The organism is Humisphaera borealis (assembly GCF_015169395.1).
In the GTDB taxonomy this organism is placed as follows: Bacteria; Planctomycetota; Phycisphaerae; order Tepidisphaerales; family Tepidisphaeraceae; genus Humisphaera; species Humisphaera borealis.
Map to the genome: position 1 here is coordinate 3,173,109 of NZ_CP063458.1, position 19,107 is coordinate 3,192,215.

Below are 19,107 nucleotides of genomic sequence, written 5' to 3' on the forward strand. Positions count from 1 at the left end.
ATGGATTCGCGGAAGTACGCGAACTTGGCATTCGTGAGGATGTCGACCGCTTCGGGCGAGGTGCCGAGGAACGAGATGCCCAATACGCCATACGGCTTGGTCGTTTCCTTCCGCCAGGTGGCCTATTCGTCACCATCGTGACTTCGTGCCTTCATGTTGAAATGGCGCCTTTGCTCATCATTGCCGGCGCGGGGTCGGGAAAGACGCTACCATGCCTGAGTACATCGAGCAGATAGCCGCCACTCCCGTCGCGGTTTGAAAGGCGTCGGTCGTCATGCCCGCGATTGCCCTTTGTTCCGCCCGACGCCGCTTCTTTGCAGCAGTGCCCGCGTGCATCGCATTCGTCGTGTGGGCGGGTCTTTCATCGGCCGCCGATGCCGGTCCGGCGGCAACGCAGCCGGCTCGAAAGCAGGTGGTTGCGTACGTCCCGAACTGGGTGGACCTGAACGCATTCGCCCCGACGATCGCCTACGACAAGGTCACCCATCTCAATATCGCGTTCGAAAACCCGACCAATGACGACGGCGACCTGTCATTCAATCGGCACAATTCCGTGCTGATCAACCTGGCAGGGAAACACGGCGTCAAGGTGCTGGTATCGATCGGCGGCGGCTCGGCTTCCGGCGATAAGAAACTCCGCGCCCGTTACGATGTACTGCTCGCCGAAGCCCGCCGGAAAGCGTTTGCCGCCCGGCTGGCGGACTACGTCGTCAGGCACGGCTTCGACGGACTGGACGTCGATCTCGAAGGCCCGGCGATCACCAGGGACTACGGCCCGTTCATCGCCGACCTTGCCGCCGCGTTAAAACCGAAAGGCAAATTGCTGACCGCCGCCCTGTCCCAAGGCTATGGCGGCAAGAGCGTGCCCGATTCGGTCTTCGAGCACTTCGACTTCATCAACATCATGGCGTACGACGGCACCGGCCCCTGGAACGCCAACGCACCCGGCCAGCATTCATCAATGGAGTACGCCAGGCGCAATGTCGACTACTGGTTGAAGCGCGGCCTGCCGAGATCCAAGGCAATTCTGGGCGTGCCGTTCTACGGCTACGGTTTTGGCGAAGCGTTCAAGAAACGAGACTACCCATACGCCGCGATCGTCGCCGAATACGCCGGCGCCGAGAGAGTCGACCAGGTCGGCAGGACGATCTGGTACAACGGCATCCCGACCATCAAAGCCAAGAGCAAGTATGTCGTCGATGAGGGATTGGCCGGAGTGATGATCTGGTCGCTGGACGGTGACGGGGCGGGGGAGAAGTCATTGCTCAGCGCGATTCACGACACATTGGCGGCTGATCGCAAACGGGAATCACTTCCGACGCGCTGAGCGACATCGCCTCCGGTAGGCGCCAATGGCCGCACACTGCTTTACGCCCTGGCTCCGGCCTTAGGTACACCCCTCCGCGAAGCGTCAGCCGCCCGGTCTCCGCATGCCCCATGCCAGCGAACACCGCGTGGGAAACCGCCCGCTTTAGCGCAACGCTCATTCCACGCCTGCTGCATACCTCACAATAGAGTCGCAAGCTGGGACCGAGATCAGAGCCTCGGGACCTGTCGTTTCACCTGACGCGATTGCGGCAGGGCCTCCCGAGCGTGGTCGCTTGTGACGGGAAGGTCAATATGGACTCGACACCGGCTCCCCTCGCCTCCCTGGTTCTGACAGGAGCTGTAAAGTCACCGGCCGAGTTCCCCGGCATGGCGGCGACGCGCGGAGATCGGCCTGCCACCGGCAGGAAGCCGGTGCGGGCGTGGGTGCTGCTCTCACTTCTCGCCGCCATGACCGCCGGGGGGTACTACTCCTACACGGCTTACCTTCGATGGGAGTACTTCGAGCCCCGCAACTTTGCGGCCGTGGAACCCGGGAAGCTTTATCGCAGCGGTCAAATCTCGCGCCACCAGATCAGGTCAACCCTCACGAACAACAAGATCGGCGCGATCATTTTCATGAGCGAAGACAAAGCTGACCGTCCCGACGTACAGGCAGAAGCGGCTGCCGCGGCAGAACTGGGCGTCGAACGCTACAACTTCCCGCTCGCCGGCGACGGCACGGGCAATCCAGACCGCTACGTGGACGCGGTTGCCACGATCGTGCAGTGCCAGTCACGAGGCAAGGCGGTTCTTGTACACTGCCACACCGGCGCCCAGCGTACCGGCGGCGCGATTGCTTTCTACCGGCTGCTGGTGCAAGGCAGGACGGGCAAAGAGGTATATGCCGAGTTGAACGAACACGGGCACGACCCCACGGATAATGTCAGGATGATCCCTTTCCTGAACCAGAACATGGGCCGCGTCGCCAGGGGCCTTCTCGATCGCGGCGTGATACCCGCACTACCGGCCACCTTGCCGGTGATCGAGCCTTAAGCCACCGTTGAGGCCACCCACGGGATGACCAGCGCACCAACTCAGGCCTCAATCCCCGCATCCACCGCTGATGTCGATGCCCTGATCGGCGAGCCCGCGTCGCCCGGCGACCCAGCATCGCTTACGCAAGCCGCGCAGCCGGTGTTGCCTTGGCCTGCCCTGGTCTGTTTCGTGCTGACGTTAACGCTGTTCCTGCCCTGGCTGAATCGCGCCCCGCTCGCCGGTACCGAAGGTCACCGCGCGCTGACGGCGCACCAGATGGTCGAATCGCGGCAGTGGCTGCTCCCCACGCTTTACGGCCGGCTCTACCTTGCCAAGCCGCCTTTGCACCACTGGCTGATCGCGACGACCGAAACGATCGCCGGCACCGGCAACGAGTTCGTCTGGCGGCTGCCGTCGGTGCTCTCGGCGGCGGCGTTGAACGCGATGCTGGCGTTCTTTGCCGGCCGGTGGTTCGGGCGGACGGCGGCGTGGGTGGGCGGCGTCGCGGGCATGGCGCTGGTCGTCCTCTGGTCGCAGCAGTCCACCGCCGACATCGACTCGAGTAACACCCTGTTCGCGTGCCTCGCCGTGCTGTGCTGGATCGAACTGCTTTACCGCGGCAACAGGTCCTTCGCGTGGACGGCCGCCGCCGGCCTGGCGTTCGGCGCCTCGCTGATGGTCAAGGGGCCCGGCGGACTGCCGATCATCGTCGGCGTACTGGTCTGGTTCGCGATCGATCGGTACCGCTCCAAAAACCTGCCTGACCTCAAACGGTCGGCGGTCTGGCTGCCGGCGGTCATCGGGCTGGCGATCTTCGGGCTGTATGTGCTGGCGGCGGCGATCGCCGTCCGAAACCGCGGGTTCGATCCCGACCTCGACGGGCTGATCGAAGGGGGCAAGAACCTCGCCCCCGGTTCGTTGTCGCGCCTGTTGCAGGCTCTTTCCATCGGACCGCTCTTGCTGGCCTACGCCCTGCCGCTTTCGCTTTCGCTGGTCGCGATTCACGTCGGCGTCATCAGGCGATCGATCGCCGACGCCGACCGCAGAATCCTCGTCGCGATCGCGGGAAGTTTTGTCGTCTCGCTGCTCGTCTGCACGCTGTCGGGAATGGTGAACCCGCGGTACGGCTACATCACCCTGCCGCCGCTGGCGATCCTGACGGCCGGTGTGGTGGCCTCGGCCATCCGACAGCCCGCCAGTGCCCGCGTCATCCGCGACGCTGCGGTCGTGCTGGCCGCGGCACTGGCGATCGGAACGGCGGTGATGGCCGGCATGGCGTGGAAGCACCTGGGCGGGTCGGTCGCGCTGCACGCGCTGGTGGCCACGGCGGCGACCGCCGCTGTCGCCGTCGCCGCGCTTGCCGTGACCGGTTCCCGGGGCGCACGTGTCGGCCTGCCGCTGTTGCCGGCGATCGCGGCGATCGTCCTGCTGCTGTCGGTGCCGTTCGGCCTGATGCGTGCCGAATCGCGCGACGACGACTCGGGAATCATCGGGGCCAGGGCGCTGAACAAAATCGTTCCACGGGGCGCGCATCTCGAAACCGGCGCGGCCCTGACGTTTCAACCGGAACTCTTCCACTACGCCGGGCTCGATACGCTCGCCCACCCCAAGAAGTCGTTCACACCGGATGTGATCAGGCAATCGTGCTGGGTTCTCCTGACCCCCGGCGAACTGTCGCGATGGCGTGCCGCGGCCGGCGGTCGCCTCGGCCCGGACGCGACGATCCCTTCCAACGGCAGCAATCGTCTTCATGTGGCGTGGTACAGCGTGTGGTGAAGCAACGGCGGCGACGTGCGGGCGGGGAATCGTTGAAAGTGCGTCGCTTGACCCGCGCGGTATAGTCCCGTCGTGATCGATCCGAAGTCCCTTCTCGACGATTTGACCGAACCCCAGCGCGCCGCGGCGACGCATGTGGACGGACCTCTGCTCATCATTGCCGGCGCGGGGTCGGGAAAGACGCGCGTCATCACGCGGCGGGTCGCCTACCTCGTCAGCCAGGGCATCCCGGCGTGGTCTATTCTTGCGATCACCTTCACCAATAAAGCCGCCGGCGAGATGAAGGAACGCATCGGCCATGTGCTCGGCCGGCAGGTCCGCGACTTCGGCCGGCTCGATCAGCCGTGGCCGACCGTCTGCACCTTCCACTCCCTCTGCCTGCGTATCCTGCGGCACTACAGCCAGCAGGTGGGACTGGGCGCGACGTTCAGCATCTACGATTCCTCCGACCAGACGAAGCTGATTAAAGAGGCGCTTAAGGCGCTGGACATCTCCAGCGACAACTTCAGCCCCGCCACCGTTCACAACGCGATCGGCGACGCCAAGAACAAGCTGATCACGCCGGAGCAGTTTGCCGAAGGCGCCCGCGATTTCTTCCATAAGACCGTCGCCCGCGTCTACACCAAGTACCAGGCACTGCTGAAGCAGAACAACGCACTCGATTTCGACGACCTGCTGATGCGCACCGTGCAGGCGTTTCGCGACGTGCCCAACCTGCTGCCGGAACTGCAGGACCGCTACCAGTACATCCTGATCGACGAATACCAGGACACGAACCACGCCCAGTACCTGCTGGCCCACGCACTGGCGATGAAGCACCGGAACATGTGCGTGGTCGGCGATCCGGATCAGTCGATCTACGCCTGGCGCGGGGCCGACCTTCGGAACATCCTGGAGTTCGAACGCGACTACCCCGATGCCGAGGTCGTTCGGCTGGAGCAGAACTATCGCTCGACCAAGACGATCCTGGCGATCGCGTCGCAGCTCATCGCGAACAACACGCACCGCAAGAAGAAAGACCTCTGGACCGAAAACGCCGACGGGGACAAGGCCGAGGTCACCTTCTGCCAGGACGAGCACGACGAGGCCGAAGTGGTCATGCGCCGGCTGACCGAGTTTCACGCCGCCGGCGTGCCCTGGGGCGACATGGCGATCTTCTACCGCATGAACAGCCTGTCGCGCGTGATGGAAGAGTCGCTCTTCCGAAACAAGGTGCCCTACGTCATCGCCCGCGGCACCGAGTTCTACAACCGCAAAGAAATCAAAGACGTCCTGGCATACCTGCGGCTGATCGCCAACCCGAACGACGAGGTCAGCCTGTCGCGCGTGGTGAACGTGCCGACGCGCGGATTGGGCGATGCGAGCCTCAAGCAGATCGCGGCCTGGGGCATTGGAAATCAGCGGACGCTGTTCGAGTCGCTGGCGGTCGCGGCAAAGATCCCCGGCGTCAGCAGCCGGGCAGGCAACGCGGCGGTGAAGTTTGTCGAGTTGGTGAAGAAGTGGCGGGAGCTGGCGGGGATCCGCGTTGGCGGCACTTCCGACGGTACGCCGCTTGCCCCCTCCTCCGGTACTCCGGGGGAGGGTTGGGGTGGGGGTTCCGTAGACGCGGCCAATTCCGCTGAGATTTCAAACGCCGATTCGGAAGACAGCCAAGGTAACGCCGACGGTAGCAACCCCCACTCTAACCCTCCCCCGGAGTACCTGAAGAGGGGACCGGAGGCCGGTGGAGAGATTCGAGTCTCCGATCAGGCGTCCCTGTTCGGCGATGAATCGGAATGGGATGCCGCTCCGCTGGACGAGGAAGAATCGATTGCCGACGAACCCTTCGCCCCTTCGGACGAGCCCTTCGCGCCGCCGGATGAGCCGACCGTTGCGACAGAAGATTCAGCACTCAGCATTCCGCCTTCAGTAATTCCCCCCATGCCCATCGGCGGCGTTCGGAACCTGATGGAAGAAGTGGTCCGTTCCAGTGGCATGGAAGCGCACTTGCGCAAGACCGGCGACGCCGATCTTTCGGAGCTGAAGAACGTCGAAGAACTGATCACCGCCGCCGCCGAGTTCGACAAGGAACAGCCCGAAGGCACGCTGATCGACTACCTGGCACAGGTCAGCCTGGTGGCCGATGTCGATCACATGGGCGACGGCGGCGGTTCTGTCACGCTGATGACCTTGCACGCCGCCAAGGGGCTGGAGTTTCCGGTGGTCGCGATCATCGGTTTGGAAGAGGGCATCCTGCCGCACAGCCGCAGCCGCGACGACATCGACCAGAAGGAGGAGGAACGCCGGCTGTTCTTCGTGGGTATCACGCGGGCGCGGCAGCGCCTGCTAATCACTAAGGCGCAGGTGCGAACCGTCCGCGGCCTGCGTGAACGGACGATCCCGAGCCCGTTCCTGCGCGAGCTGCCCGAGGACTATCTGAAGGTCACCGACCGCGCCGGCCTGGACGACATTGATGCCCGAGGCGGCTATGGGGGCAGCGCGTCCCGCGACGACCACAACGCCGGCAAGCTCGGCTTCAAGCGGGGCCAGATGGTCCGGCATCCCACCTTCGGCCTCGGCCGGATCGACGAGATGACAGACACGGGCAGCGGCACTCGGGCCGTGATCCAATTCAACGCCGCGGGGCGGAAGACGCTGATTCTGGAGTACGCGCGGCTGGAGAAGGTCGGTTAGCTCACTGCTTCTTCCGGTGGGGCGGACATTCTTGTCTGACTCGCATGGCTGAGTGCCAGGCATTCTTGCCTGGTCGAAGTCATGAGAAAGAACGCCGACCTTCTCCGACGGCGATCATGCTCAGGCCGGCAGGAATGCCGGCAATCGCGAGATCGCGGCAGACAAGAATGTCTGCCTCACTGGAAAGGTTGCCCTACCGGGGTAACGCCTGTGGTTCCCCACGTTTCCCCCTTCCGGTATCCTCTCCGTTCGCCATTGTCTCACCGAGAACCACCGACGGAGGGCCGCGCCCATGCTGTTTGAACACGTCTTCGCCAACGCCAAGCGGGATCCAAGCCGCGTTCTGTTCATTGACGACCGCGGCCAGACGACCGCCGAGCAGTTCGCGAAAATGGTCGCTGGGTTCTCGATGCTGTTCCGCAGCCAGACGACGCAGCCGCGCATCGGCCTGTTCCTGCCGACGACGACGGCCTTCGCCGCCAGCTTTTACGGGGCGTTGGTTGCCGGCAAGACGGTGGTGCCGATCAACTTTCTGCTCGGCAAGAAAGAGATCGCGCACATCATCAAGGACAGTGGCATCGACACGATCGTGTCCGCCCCGCCGCTGATCGACCGCATCAAGGGGTTGCCGATCAAGCTGATCGACCTGAGCACGCTGCCCACGTCGGCTCCCGAAGGCATGACAATGCCGCCCCTGCCCACGCCCGCCGCGAGCGACCTGGCGGTCATCATGTACACCAGTGGCACGTCGGGCCTGCCCAAGGGCGTGATGCTGACGTACGGAAACCTGGCCGCCGACGCTCAGTCGGCGATCGACCACGCGCAGCTCAAGGGGGAGCATAAGTTCCTTGGCGTATTGCCGCTGTTCCACTCGACGGGCATGCTCGCGACGCTGCTCGCCCCGACGCAGCTCGGCGCAATGGTGCTCTACCAGGCCCGCTTCAGCCCGGTCGGCATGCTCCAGGCGATCCGCGATCATAAGCTGTCGCTGCTGGTGGCGGTGCCGAGCATGTATGGCGCGGTTGCTCGCCTGAAGAGTGCCGGGCCGGACGATCTTGCGCATGTCTACGCGGTGATCTCCGGCGGAGAGCCGTTGCCGGGGAACATCCGCGAAGCGTTCCTCGCCAAGTTCGGCAAGCCGATCATGGAAGGCTACGGCCTGACGGAAACCATCGGACCGATCTCATTCAACGTCCCCGGACGCCACAAGCCTGGGTCGGTCGGACAGATTGTGCCCGGCGCGACAATCAAGCTGATCGACGACAACGGCAATGAAGCGCCCCAGGGCCAGGACGGCGAAGTCTGGATGAAGGGCGCGATGATCATGGTCGGCTACAACAACCTCCCCAAGGAGACCGCCGAGGCACTGACGCCCGACGGCTTCTTCAAGAGCGGCGACCTGGGACACCTCGATGCCGACGGCTACCTCTACATCACCGGCCGCAAGAAGGACCTCATCATCGTCGCCGGTGAGAAAGCCGTGCCGCGCGAAATCGAGGAAATCCTGCTGACGCACCCGTCGCTGGCGCACGCGGCGGTGATCGGCAAGAAAGACCCGTCCCGCGGCGAAGTGGTGGTGGCGTTCGTCGTCCCCAAGGAAGGCGAAACCGTGAAGCCCGACGAACTGCGCGAGCACTGCCGCGCCGGTGGGCTGGTGCAATGGAAGATCCCACGCGAAGTATTCGTGGCGACCGAATTGCCCATGTCGCCGACGGGCAAGGTGCTCAAGCGCGTGTTGGCGGAACAGTTGGCGAAGCAGCCGACTTGAGCTGTATTCGCGACGGCATGGGCATGCAATAACGCCCTTGTCGGCTGGCGAGCAGCGAACACCGACGACACTTCGAACAAGGACGACACTTACCGAATGGTCGGATCGTACCGCTGAGGCTGGTGCAGCCAGTCCCGCTCGACGTACTCGACGTGGCCGTCGGCGAAACTCGCGTTGCCGTACCGTCCGCCGTTAAGGGTCAGTCCCGTGCTTTCGTCGTCGGGGAGCTTGCGCTTCTTGTCGTGGCGGATGGAGAGAAGGTCGATGGAGGCGTTTCGATCGAGAGACGAGTTGCAATCGTCGAGGGTGTTTTCGTCCTCTTCGTAGAACACTACTTTCTCGGTGGGGTTCAGGATTCTCGCGATCTTGAATTGTGACATCCGCAGGTTCATGGAGTAGCTGAACCGATACCCGCCGCTGCCGGTGTACTTCCGAGCCTGCACGTTGTCCGAAGGGCAGATCAGCAGTTCGCGATTCACCGGCCGGCCGAGGTAGGGGGCGAGGGTGGATTCGTCCAGGTTTCTGCCTGCATGCCAGTAGAAGCAGTCCAGCACCGACTGCGTGCCGGTAGCGGACTTGGGGTACGAGCCTTTATTCTCGTTGGCATACATGATGCACGCCGTCGCAATATTGCGAAGATTGCTCAGGCATTTGGTCCGATTACCCTGTTCCCGGGCCGCCGCGAGGCTGGGCAGAATGATGCTGATCAGCAGCGCAATGATGCCAATCACCACAAGGAGCTCCACGAGCGTAAAAGCAAGTCGCCCGTTTTTGTTCGTTCGCAGCGTCATCATCGTTTCCTCCGACATACTCCCGTTACTTCTGCACTTCAAAGATATGACGCTGGAGAATACCACGTGTTCGGCGGTCGGCCATAGGATTGCGGGGCACCAACTGATTGCGGCGTGACCGAACGACTCTTCTCGACACACATGAATCCCACCGACATCCATCACGACCGGGCGATGATCCTCTTCCAGCAGCGGCGGTACGACGACGCCGAGCGGGAGCTGCGATCGGCGCTCGGCCAGCAGCCGCACGACCCGCGCCTTCATGCCGTGCTGGCGATGACGCTGGCGCACCTGGATCGCTTCACCGACGCCTCGGCCGAGGCCGACCAGGCGGTCGGGCTGGGGCCGGACCTGGCGTTCGCGCACTTCGTCCGCGGGCTGGTGCTGCTGATGCGCCATCGCCACAACGAGGCCGAAGCCCCGGCGATGCAGGCCGTCGCGCTCAACCCCTACGACGCCGAGTACCACTGGCTCCTGGGCGCGATCCAGTTCGAGCAGCGCAAATACGCGCCGGCGCTGGAATCGGCTGACCTGGGCCTCTCGATCGACCCCGAGCACGCCGGCTGCATCAACCTGCGGGCGATGACGCTGGTCAAACTCGGCCGCAAGGACGAAGCCGGGCAGGCGATCGACGCCGCGCTGGCCAAGGACCCCGAGAACGCGCACACCCATGCCAACCGTGGCTGGACGCTGCTGCACCAGGGGGACCACAAGAAGGCGCTGGAGCATTTCCGCGAGGCGCTACGGTTGAATCCCGAGTTGGAATGGGCTCGGGCGGGCATCGTCGAAGCGCTCAAGGCGAAGAACCCCATCTACCGCGTGCTGCTCCGCTACTTCCTGTGGATGGGCAACCTCAGCCCGGGGGCACAGTGGGGCATTGTCATCGGCGGCTACCTGGGCTTCCGCGCCCTTAGTTCGGTCGCCGCGAGCAACCCCACCGCCGCAACGTACATCCGCCCGGTGCTGATCGCTTACGTCGTCTTCGCGGTCATGACCTGGCTCGCCGATCCGCTGTTCAACCTGCTGCTACGGCTGAGCAAGTTCGGCCGGTACGCCCTGTCGAAAAGGCAGACCTGGGCCAGCAACGTATTGGGCGTTCTGATCGGCGGCTGCGCGGCATCGGCGATCGCCGGGCTGGCGACGGGGAACTTCGCGTGGTTTGTGCTGGCGATCGTGCTCGGCGGACTGACGCTGCCGGCCGCCGGATGTTTCCGCCTGGCCAGGGGGTGGCCGACCAACGTGATGATCGCCGGCACCGGCATGCTCGCCCTGGCGGGCTTGTCGGCGGCAGGGTTGTCGTTTGTCATCGAAGCCACGCCCGACCCGACCAACGCCGCCGAGCTTACCGCGCTTTCGAACCTGAACGGCACGTTCGGATCGATCCTGAACGTCTTCGCATTCGGAATCATGATCAGTCAGTTTGCGTTCAATTATCTGCGCGGCATCCAGCCGCCGAAGTGAAGATGCTCAGGGCCGATGATTAGCGGTCGGCCACGTCCGGGCGAAGATCGACCTGCTCGACCTTCAATCCGTCCGCCGTTGGCGTGAACTCATAGATGCGGTCGGCGAACTGCCGAAACAGCGCCGGCGAATGATGGCTGATCATCACCACCTGAAAGCCGAGCGCGCTGCCGGCGTCGCGGATGATCTTCACCAGCTTCGGAACCAGGTCCGGAGACAGCCAGCAGTCCTGCTCGTCGAGCACCAGGAATCGGCGGTGTTGTTTCTCGTCCAATCGCGACAGCGCGAACAGCCGAAGCCCGACCGACAGAATGTTGGCGACCGATCCGCCGGTGCCCTTCATGATGTCTTCGGGCTGGCCGTCGCGTTCGATGTGCATGTCGAGGATAGCCGCCCCGCGCTTGAAGTCCGGCGAGACCTTCAGCTTGATCGCCTGGCCAAGCACTTCCTGGAGCGCGAGGGTGAGATTGCGTTCAAGGATTGCCGACAGCTTGCCGAACATCTCCTGCCCGAGGATTTCCAGCGCCGACTCCACCGCCGGGGCGATGTTGAGGAAGCGTTTGACCTCTTCGAGTTGAGCTTCCTTGCGGTGCTGCTCGGCCATCAGGGCGCGTTGCTGGCCGGTGAGGCGTTCGAAACGGTGGCGGAGTGGCTCCGGCGAGGCGAGATTGTGGGATAGCAGGTCTGACATCGCCGACCACCCAGGGCGCGCTGAAGGCACTGGCACCGATCAGGCCCCGGCGATGGGCACGCCATGCTTCTTGCACAGGTTCCGCAGCGCCGTCACCGCGACGCCGAAGAGTTCCGGCCCTGTTTCGCCGTGGGAATGACCGGCGACCTTCAGGTGGGGTTCCATTGTCACGAAGCCGCGGTACCCGCTCTTGTAGGCGTCTTCGAGGATAGGACCGATCTGGCCGTCGCCTTCGCCGGCGGGAACAACATGACCGTCCGCCATGCGCGCGTCCTTGATGTGAATGTGAACCGTGTACGGCTTGAGCAACTTCCAGTTGTCGGCCGGGTTCTCGCCGACCTGCACGAAGTTGGCAAAGTCGAACGCACACCGGAGCTTGCCGGAATCGACCGACTTCATCATGTCCAGGCAACGCCGGCCGATGTCTCCGTAGATGCCCTTCTCGTTTTCGTGAACCATCGTCACGGGGTGATCGACGATGTACGCCACCTTCTCGCGGAACCGGCGGATCACTTCGTCGCGAATCGGATCGAGCGGCCCCTTGCCTTCGCCGCCGGCCGGGTAATAGCTGAACACCCGGATGAACGACGATTCAAAGTACTCGGCGATCTCGACGGCCTTCTTGAACCGGTCGAAGTGCTCGGCCCAAGGCTTGTCGATCGCGACCTTACCGATCGGCGAACCGATCGAAATCACGCCCAACCCGTTGTCGGCGAGCTTGGTCTTGATCTCACGCCGCTCGTCGGCGGTGAAGTCCATGACGTTCTTGCCGAACACGCCGCGCAGTTCAAAGTGCGAGACACCGTTGGCACGGCAAACGCGAATCTGATCGTCAAGGTTCGGGCCGATTTCGTCGGCAAAAGCGCTGAGTTGGAGCATGGCGGAATGGTGAAGGGGAAAGGGGCGGACGTCAAGCTTTGGCGTTCGACGCATTGCATTTCATGCCGGACGCCTAGCGACGTCGCAATGCAGCTCTACCCCATCCGCACCGCGTACACCGGCGGCAGGTGCTCTTCGAGCTTCTGCCAGGCCGCCCCGCCGTTCTCGCTGACGTACACATTCCCCGTCGTCGAGCCGAACACCAGCAGGTCGCCGCTGTCGTCGATGTCCAGGCAATGGCGGAAGACCAGGTCATAGTTGTGATGCTGCGGCAGGCCGACGCGCTGCTCCTGAAAGCTGCGGCCGCCGTCGCGGGTTTTCAGGACGACCAGCTTGCCGTCGGGCGGGTAGCGCTTTTCGTCCTTCACCATCGGGATGAACCACGCCGTGTCGGCGTCGTGCGGATGGACGACCACGGCAAAGCCGCTCTGGCCGGGGCGTTGCGCGGTGATCTCCTCCCACTTCCGACAGCCGTCGGTGCTGCGGAAAATACCGTTGTGGTGCTGCGTCCAGAACACATCCGGCGACGACGGCGATTGCACCACCCGGTGCGGGTCCTGGACGATCGGGTCGAACTGCTTTTCCGGCGGCATGAACTCGGCCCGCATGCCCTGGCTGGCGACTTCCCATGTGTCGCCGTTGTCGCGCGTCAGCCAGCATCCGCCGCACGAAACACCGGCCACGAGCGTTCTGGAATCGCGTGGGTCGAGGCAGATGGAATGGATGCCCGGCTGATCGGCACCGCCGCCCATCCACTTCTTCCGGTCGGGGTGATCCCAAAGCGGTCGATTGATCGACCAGGAATCGCCGCGGTCGGTGGAATGAAACAGCCCGCCGGGAATGGTTCCGCACCAGAGTTCGCCGGGAGCGCCGCCGGCTTCCAGCGACCAGATCAGCTTCAGTGACCAGGGAATCTCTTTGCCGAATCCGTCGATCTCGGGCGGCGCGCCTTCGGGCTTCTCGGGGTACTTGGGGACGGCAATTTCCTTCCAGGTCGAGCCGCCATCGTCCGAGCGGTGCAGCTTGCCGCCGAAGTGCCCGTGATCCAGGGCGGCGTAGACCGCGCCGTCGCGGCGGTCGACGAGCACCATCGGCGAGTTGTCGCCAACAAAATGGGCATCGGTGACGGCCCATTTCCCGTTGAGGGGCGAGATCGTGAACAAACCTTTGCGAGTGGAGATGAAGACGCGTTTGGACATGTGGTTCCCCGAACTGAGGTGCGAAGGCGTTGGACGCAGGCAGTAAAGGTGACGGTGCCGCCGAACGACCGCACTCGCGGCACCGGACGGATCCCTTCGCCAGTTACTCTCCTCGGCGGTGGGTGATCCCGCCGATCAACTCTTCGTAACTGTACAGATTATCGTCGCGGGAAAGATAGTCGCGGTCGGGGCCGGCGGAGAGGAAAAAATAGGGCTTGTCGCGCGGGGCGGTGCCGATCCAGGGGTGCATCTGCGACATGAAGACGATCGGGCTGCCCCAGGCGTCGCGGACGAGCGACACATCGAACACGCTGACCGGCAGGCCGGACATCATCGTATCCGACTGCGGCGACTCGGCCCGAAGGGCCCGGACTGTGTCGCGGCTGTTGGCCAGCGCAGCCCGCAGAAGCAGCGGCCGCTGATCGCCAACCCGCGCCGGCGACGTTGCCGGCCGACTGCCCGGACGCGCCTCGAACGCCGACTCCGGCGCCACCGCACCCGGCGGTGGGAACGCCGTCACCTCCGGCACGCGCCCCTGGTTGCGGTCGGCGTACTGCGTCATCATGGTATCGAGTTGCCGAAGAATGGTTTCGGTCAGCGCCTGGGCCGAGCGTTCGCGGACGTCGCGCGCCAGCGAGACCATCAGCCCCAGCACGATCACCAGCATCGCGACGGTGGTCAGCATCTCCAGCAGGGTGAATGCCCCCCGCGCCCGCGCGGAAGCGTGAGTAGAGCCGGAGATCAGAACGCGCTCCGCGAGAAGTTGGCGACGTCGTCGCACTTGTTGGCGGGGGTCAGGGTGGCGGCGGATGGCATGCCATACAGTTCATCGGGGCCGGCAGACCACAGGAGGTAGTCGCCGGTATAGGCCGGCGACGGACCGGCCGAGCCGTCGGTCTTGGCACCCATGATGAAAAGGAACTTGGTCCGACCGGCGGCGACCGCCGGCGATGCCGCGTGGGAATCCAGCAGCGCCATATTGTTGTCGTTCGTGTTGAACATCGGGCGGACACCGGCCGCCGAAAGCGTGTAGCTGGCGTTCCAGATGTAGCCCTGGGCTGATGTAAGCTGCGCCGACTTGAAACCAGGGAAGTACAGGATCTCCTTCCCGTTGCGATCGAGGATCTTCGGATTCGCCGCGTTGCTGTCGAGTTTGAACTTGTCGGGCTCAAGGTACGGCCCGTAAGCCTTGCCCTGCACCGTGGTGCCGATCGCCGTCCGCGTCCGGAATCCGAACCCGTCCTTGCCGTCGGCACCGGTCCCCGTCGCGGGGCCGGGCGCGATCAACGCCCGGCACAACACGACCGAACCCGTCTGGCTGGGAGTCGTGCCGGTGCCGTAGACCCGAGGGATGTCGCCGTGGTCCTGGCGATAGGCTTCCAGCGCCGTGGCGATGGATTGCAGGTCGGCCGCCATGCGCGTCCGAACACCCTGGTTGTAAGCGCGGTTGACCGCCGGCAGGACAATGCCCATCAGCACCAGCGCGATCCCGATGACTACGAGAAGTTCCACCAGCGTGAACCCGCCACGGCGCGACACGCGGGATCGCGATTCGAGGATTTCCGTTCGGTTCGTCATGTCTGGTTGGGTCAGGTGGGAAAGCGGTTCAGTTCAAAATCGGAGAGGATCCCTCAGCGTGCGCCGCCGAAGAAAATGTCGTCACGAGTGCCGAAGACCCGATCAGGGCCGGCGCTGACGAGGATGAACTTATCCTTGCCCCGGGGCTCGGTGGAAACGTTCGGATGACGCATGTAGTCATCGAGCGAGGCGAAGATGTCCGGGTCGGACGCGACAAAGTTAAAGTCGCCCGGGAAGCCGGCGTTGGCGCCACGCTTGTAGTAGTTGAACTCGTAGGTTGTGTACTGCTTAAGCGCGGCGGCGGCCGGATTCTGCGTCGCCATGGGCGAGGCTATACCGGCCGCACCGGCGTTCGCCCGAAGGTAGATGATCGGCCGAGCCTGGCTGTAGGCGTCGTGAAACTCGGGGAAGCCGGAGTCGCGCGTCGGTGCTGCCGGCGGTATGCCGGCCTGATCGAGGTTGGTCGCCGCACACCCCGTGAGCGAAAACGGCAGCAGCGGCATGTTGGCACCCGGCGCGATGTCGATGTACGGCGTGCGGCGGGTGCGGCTGACGACCGACGGTGAGAAACTCATCGGGCCCTTGCCGATCGTGTACTTCGCGCCAGTCGAATTAAGTTCACACGTCGCCGGCCCGGTCAGATTGGCCGCTACCGGCTCCAGACCGCCGGCCAGCGCCGCCGCACCGGCTTCGCTCATCGTAAGCCTTGTACCCGCGCCCGGAGGTGCCGATGTAAACGTGACCGCCACCCCGGCCGCGATCTGAGCATTGCTGTACAACCCCGGATACGACTTTTCGTCCAAAAAGTAGCGTTCCATCGCGCCGGCGATCGCCGCGATGGTGCTCTGCGTCTTGGCCGACTGCGCCTGCACCTGAACCCGACCGACCACCGGCAGCAGGATCGACAACAGCAGCGTGATGATGCCGATCACCACGAGCAGCTCAATCAGCGTGAACCCTGCCGGGCGGGACGACGACAAACGTTGGCGGCGGTCGATCATGGGGCCCTCAGTCGTACCCGGTACGGAGTACCGGATACCTAGAAATCTGTCTTCAGCTCGCGGCGTGCTCCGTGCTCGGCACTCGAGACTACTTGCTCGTCATGCCTTCGATCAGCGAGATCATCGGCATGAACAGTGCGATAACGATGAACCCGACGATCACGCCGAGCACCACCACCATCACCGGCTCAAGAATGCTGATCAGCGAAGCCACCAGCACGTCCACGTCCGAGTCGTAATTGTCCGCGACCTTGATGAGCATCTTATCAAGATCGCCCGTCTCTTCACCGACGTCGATCATGTTCACCACGATCGTATCGCAGACTTTGGTCGCCTTCAGCGGCTCGGCCATGGATTCGCCTTCGCGGATCGCGTCGTGAACCTTGACCAGGGCGCGGGAATAGACCTCGTTGCCGCAGGTTTCCTTGGTGATCGTGAGGGCTTCCAGGATCGGCACGCCGGCACTGATGAGCGTACCGAGCGTACGGGTGAAGCGGGCGATGGACGTCTTGCCCAGGATGCTTCCCAGAATCGGCACTTTCAGCAGGATGACGTCGGTCGCATAGCGGCCGCCCTCGCTGATGCGGATCAATCGCCACGCCAGCGCGACGACGAACGGGAACGCAATCACATACATCCAGCCGTTGTTGGCCATGAAGTCCGAGATGTCGATCAGGAGCTGGGTGGGTCCGGGGAGCTTGAGCTTGAAGTCGTCGAAGATCTTTTTGAACTTCGGAATCACGACGATCATGATCATCGACACGATACCGACGGCGATCGTGATGACGACCGCCGGGTAGATCATGGCACCGATGACCTTCTTTTTCAGCCGGGCGGCCTTTTCCATGAAGTCGGCAAGGCGGGCGAGGATCAGGTCGAGCACGCCGCCCGCTTCGCCGGCGGCGATCATGTTCGTGTAGAGCTTGTCGAACGCCTTGGGGTACTTCGCCATCGCGTCGGAGAGCGAGCCACCGGCCTCAACCTCGTCGGCCACGCCGCCGACGATCGCCTTCAACAACCCCGGCTTCTGCTGCTGCTCGAGAATCTGGAGAGACCTCAGGATGGGCAGGCCGGCGTCCTGAAGGGTGGACAACTGGCGGGTGAAGTTCACCAATTGCTTCCGCGGCACTCCGCCGATCGCCATCGGCATCTTCTTCTTGGGTGCCCCTGAAGCCTTGCCACCGGCTTTCTTGGCGACCTTCTTCTTGGCCGCCTGCTCGCGGATTTTGGTGGGATATTGCCCCTTGGCCCGAATCTTCTGAATTGCCTCTTCGTTCGATTCGGCTTCCACCTCGTCCTTGACCTCCTGACCGGAGGCGTTCATCGCTTCGTAGGCAAAAACGGGCATATATCACGACTCCAAAGCGGGGTGACAGAATCGAGCTGCGGAGACACCTAAGGCATTATAGGCGATGGGCTTAACGCGAACCACCGCCGATTCGCCGCCCGGGCCTCCTCACGCAACATCAGGGCCGAACGAATGGTTCGCGCTGTCCACCATCCGCACGCCCCCTATGAAACCGCATCGGCGACGCGTTGGCAACTGAAACCTTTTGCGTCAGGCCTACGGTCCAACCTTCGTGCGGCCCAGGATTGAACGCCAAGACGCCCAGACGCCAAGTGTTGCGGTGCCACGGGTCGCGGTACTCCGAGACCCGTGCGTCAAGTCGCGTCGTCTCGGCACGCCACACCGGCAAGCAAAGGTACCCTAGCTCCAGGCAAACCCGCTTAGGAACTCGTCGAATTGAACCACCTGCTGTCGCGCAATCCCAAGTGATCTGGCGTTCGGATTGAACACGAAGGACACGAAGGCACGAAGAGCCACAAAGAAGAGTCGGATGATCAGAACAGGCGTCAAAAGCCTTGACGCGACATTCTCTTCGTGAACCTTCGTGCCTTCGTGTTAAATCTGAGCCCAAGTCGGTCGTGCGGTATGGAGTTCTTGAAGTAGTCGTCGGCGTAGCGTGGCACCACACCCCCCAGGCTCGCACCGCCGGCGGCGGTCCGAGTACACTCCCCCCGTGCACATCGCCGACGAATACCTTCACCACCTCGACACCCACGGCTACGCCGTCGTGCCCGACTTCCTGTCCAAAGACGAGCTGCTGGCGGCCCGGCGGAACCTGTTTCAGTACTTCCCGCCGCCCGAAGAGCTCTGGTCGACACCCAAGCGATACGACTTCATCTTCGACGACCCCGCGCACCTTCAGATCGAGTTTCCGTTCATGGGCAACCCGCTGAACGACCTCGCCACGCATCCCGATCTCATCGACGTCGTCGAACGAGCCCTGGGCGACAAAGAGGTTCTGCTCACGCAGGCGGCGATCTGGGCGAAGTACGCCGGCACCGGCGAGTTCGGCCAAGAAATGCACCTCGATTATCAGGGGAACACGCTGGTCGTGCCGCGCGACGAGGGCACCTTCCGCCAGGTGAACATGATCCTGTACTACACCGACGTAACGGCCGACCTGGGCGCGACGCGGGTCGTCAGTAAAACCAAGACCAGGAATGAATCACTCTGGCCCCCGTTCCGCCCGCGCAAAAAGTACCCCAAGCTCTACGCCGACGAGGTGGCGATTGAGGCCAAGGCCGGCAGCCTGCTGATGTTCCAGATGGGCACCTTACACCGCGCCGGCGAGATGACCGCCGACGCCCCGGCCGCCCGGTTCACGCAGCACCTGGTCTGGCGGTCGGCGAAACACCACTTTGCCGGCTATCACCTCTGGAGCCGAATGGGGGAGAACGACGACCTCGAGCGGTTCATCGAACGCACGACGCCCCGCCAGCGGGAAGTACTGGGCTTCCCGCCGGCGGGGCATGCGTATTGGAACGAACAGACGATCGCCGGGGTGGCGGCACGGTACCCGAAGATGGATATGACGCCGTACCGGGCCGGGGTGAACGACGATTCAAATGCCGATTAGGCTGTGTCTGAAAATCCAATGCT

General features: G+C 63.6%; 15 protein-coding genes. 7 read left to right on the top strand and 8 right to left on the bottom strand.

Annotated features, from left to right (window positions below; all coding sequences use genetic code 11):
* Nucleotides 1-274 precede the first annotated feature (274 nt).
* The 5 genes from IPV69_RS11775 to IPV69_RS11795 all read left to right on the top strand — a co-directional run bounded on the left by IPV69_RS11775 (nt 275) and on the right by IPV69_RS11795 (nt 8,560).
* Nucleotides 275-1,327, top strand: coding sequence for a glycosyl hydrolase family 18 protein (locus tag IPV69_RS11775; protein WP_206295306.1), 1,053 nt, complete (start codon nt 275-277; stop codon nt 1,325-1,327).
* Between the two features lie 293 nt (nt 1,328-1,620).
* A complete protein-coding gene (locus IPV69_RS11780) occupies nt 1,621-2,361 on the top strand; it encodes a phosphatase domain-containing putative toxin (RefSeq protein ID WP_206295307.1) in 741 nt (246 codons plus the stop codon).
* Between the two features lie 24 nt (nt 2,362-2,385).
* A complete protein-coding gene (locus IPV69_RS11785) occupies nt 2,386-4,119 on the top strand; it encodes an ArnT family glycosyltransferase (RefSeq protein ID WP_206295308.1) in 1,734 nt (577 codons plus the stop codon).
* 72 nt (nt 4,120-4,191) lie between these two features.
* On the top strand, nt 4,192-6,792 hold the full coding sequence (locus IPV69_RS11790) for an ATP-dependent helicase (protein WP_206295309.1): 2,601 nt from the start codon (nt 4,192-4,194) through the stop codon (nt 6,790-6,792).
* 292 nt (nt 6,793-7,084) lie between these two features.
* Entirely contained in the window at nt 7,085-8,560 is a 1,476-nt protein-coding gene (locus IPV69_RS11795; RefSeq protein ID WP_206295310.1) for a class I adenylate-forming enzyme family protein, read from the top strand.
* Nucleotides 8,561-8,649: 89 nt separating this feature from the next.
* On the opposite strand, the gene IPV69_RS11800 is transcribed toward IPV69_RS11795, so the two are convergent.
* Complete coding sequence (locus tag IPV69_RS11800; RefSeq protein WP_206295311.1) at nt 8,650-9,354, bottom strand: type II secretion system protein; 705 nt, start codon at nt 9,352-9,354, stop codon at nt 8,650-8,652.
* Nucleotides 9,355-9,492: 138 nt separating this feature from the next.
* On the opposite strand from IPV69_RS11800, the gene IPV69_RS11805 reads away from it, so the two are divergent.
* On the top strand, nt 9,493-10,812 hold the full coding sequence (locus IPV69_RS11805) for a tetratricopeptide repeat protein (protein WP_206295312.1): 1,320 nt from the start codon (nt 9,493-9,495) through the stop codon (nt 10,810-10,812).
* A 19-nt stretch (nt 10,813-10,831) separates the two neighbouring features.
* Here the strand turns inward: IPV69_RS11805 and IPV69_RS11810 are convergent, their stop codons facing one another.
* From IPV69_RS11810 to IPV69_RS11840, 7 genes are all read right to left on the bottom strand, one after another.
* On the bottom strand, nt 10,832-11,503 hold the full coding sequence (locus tag IPV69_RS11810; protein ID WP_206295313.1) for a P-loop NTPase family protein: 672 nt from the start codon (nt 11,501-11,503) through the stop codon (nt 10,832-10,834).
* 39 nt (nt 11,504-11,542) lie between these two features.
* The gene (locus IPV69_RS11815) at nt 11,543-12,382 is read right to left on the bottom strand and encodes a sugar phosphate isomerase/epimerase family protein (RefSeq protein WP_206295314.1); all 840 of its coding nucleotides are present in this window, start codon (nt 12,380-12,382) and stop codon (nt 11,543-11,545) included.
* Nucleotides 12,383-12,477: 95 nt separating this feature from the next.
* A complete protein-coding gene (locus IPV69_RS11820; protein ID WP_206295315.1) occupies nt 12,478-13,581 on the bottom strand; it encodes a WD40/YVTN/BNR-like repeat-containing protein in 1,104 nt (367 codons plus the stop codon).
* A 103-nt stretch (nt 13,582-13,684) separates the two neighbouring features.
* Nucleotides 13,685-14,266, bottom strand: coding sequence for a hypothetical protein (locus tag IPV69_RS11825; protein WP_206295316.1), 582 nt, complete (start codon nt 14,264-14,266; stop codon nt 13,685-13,687).
* A 56-nt stretch (nt 14,267-14,322) separates the two neighbouring features.
* Nucleotides 14,323-15,159, bottom strand: a complete 837-nt coding sequence (locus tag IPV69_RS11830; protein ID WP_206295317.1) for a type II secretion system protein — start codon at nt 15,157-15,159, stop codon at nt 14,323-14,325.
* Between the two features lie 53 nt (nt 15,160-15,212).
* Nucleotides 15,213-16,160 carry a type II secretion system protein gene (locus IPV69_RS11835; RefSeq protein WP_206295318.1) on the bottom strand — a complete coding sequence of 316 codons (948 nt, stop codon included), beginning with the start codon at nt 16,158-16,160 and terminating at the stop codon, nt 15,213-15,215.
* Between the two features lie 88 nt (nt 16,161-16,248).
* Complete coding sequence (locus IPV69_RS11840; RefSeq protein ID WP_206295319.1) at nt 16,249-17,508, bottom strand: type II secretion system F family protein; 1,260 nt, start codon at nt 17,506-17,508, stop codon at nt 16,249-16,251.
* A gap of 673 nt (nt 17,509-18,181) precedes the next feature.
* Here IPV69_RS11840 and IPV69_RS11845 point away from each other — a divergent pair.
* A complete protein-coding gene (locus IPV69_RS11845; protein WP_206295320.1) occupies nt 18,182-19,084 on the top strand; it encodes a phytanoyl-CoA dioxygenase family protein in 903 nt (300 codons plus the stop codon).
* Nucleotides 19,085-19,107 lie beyond the last annotated feature (23 nt).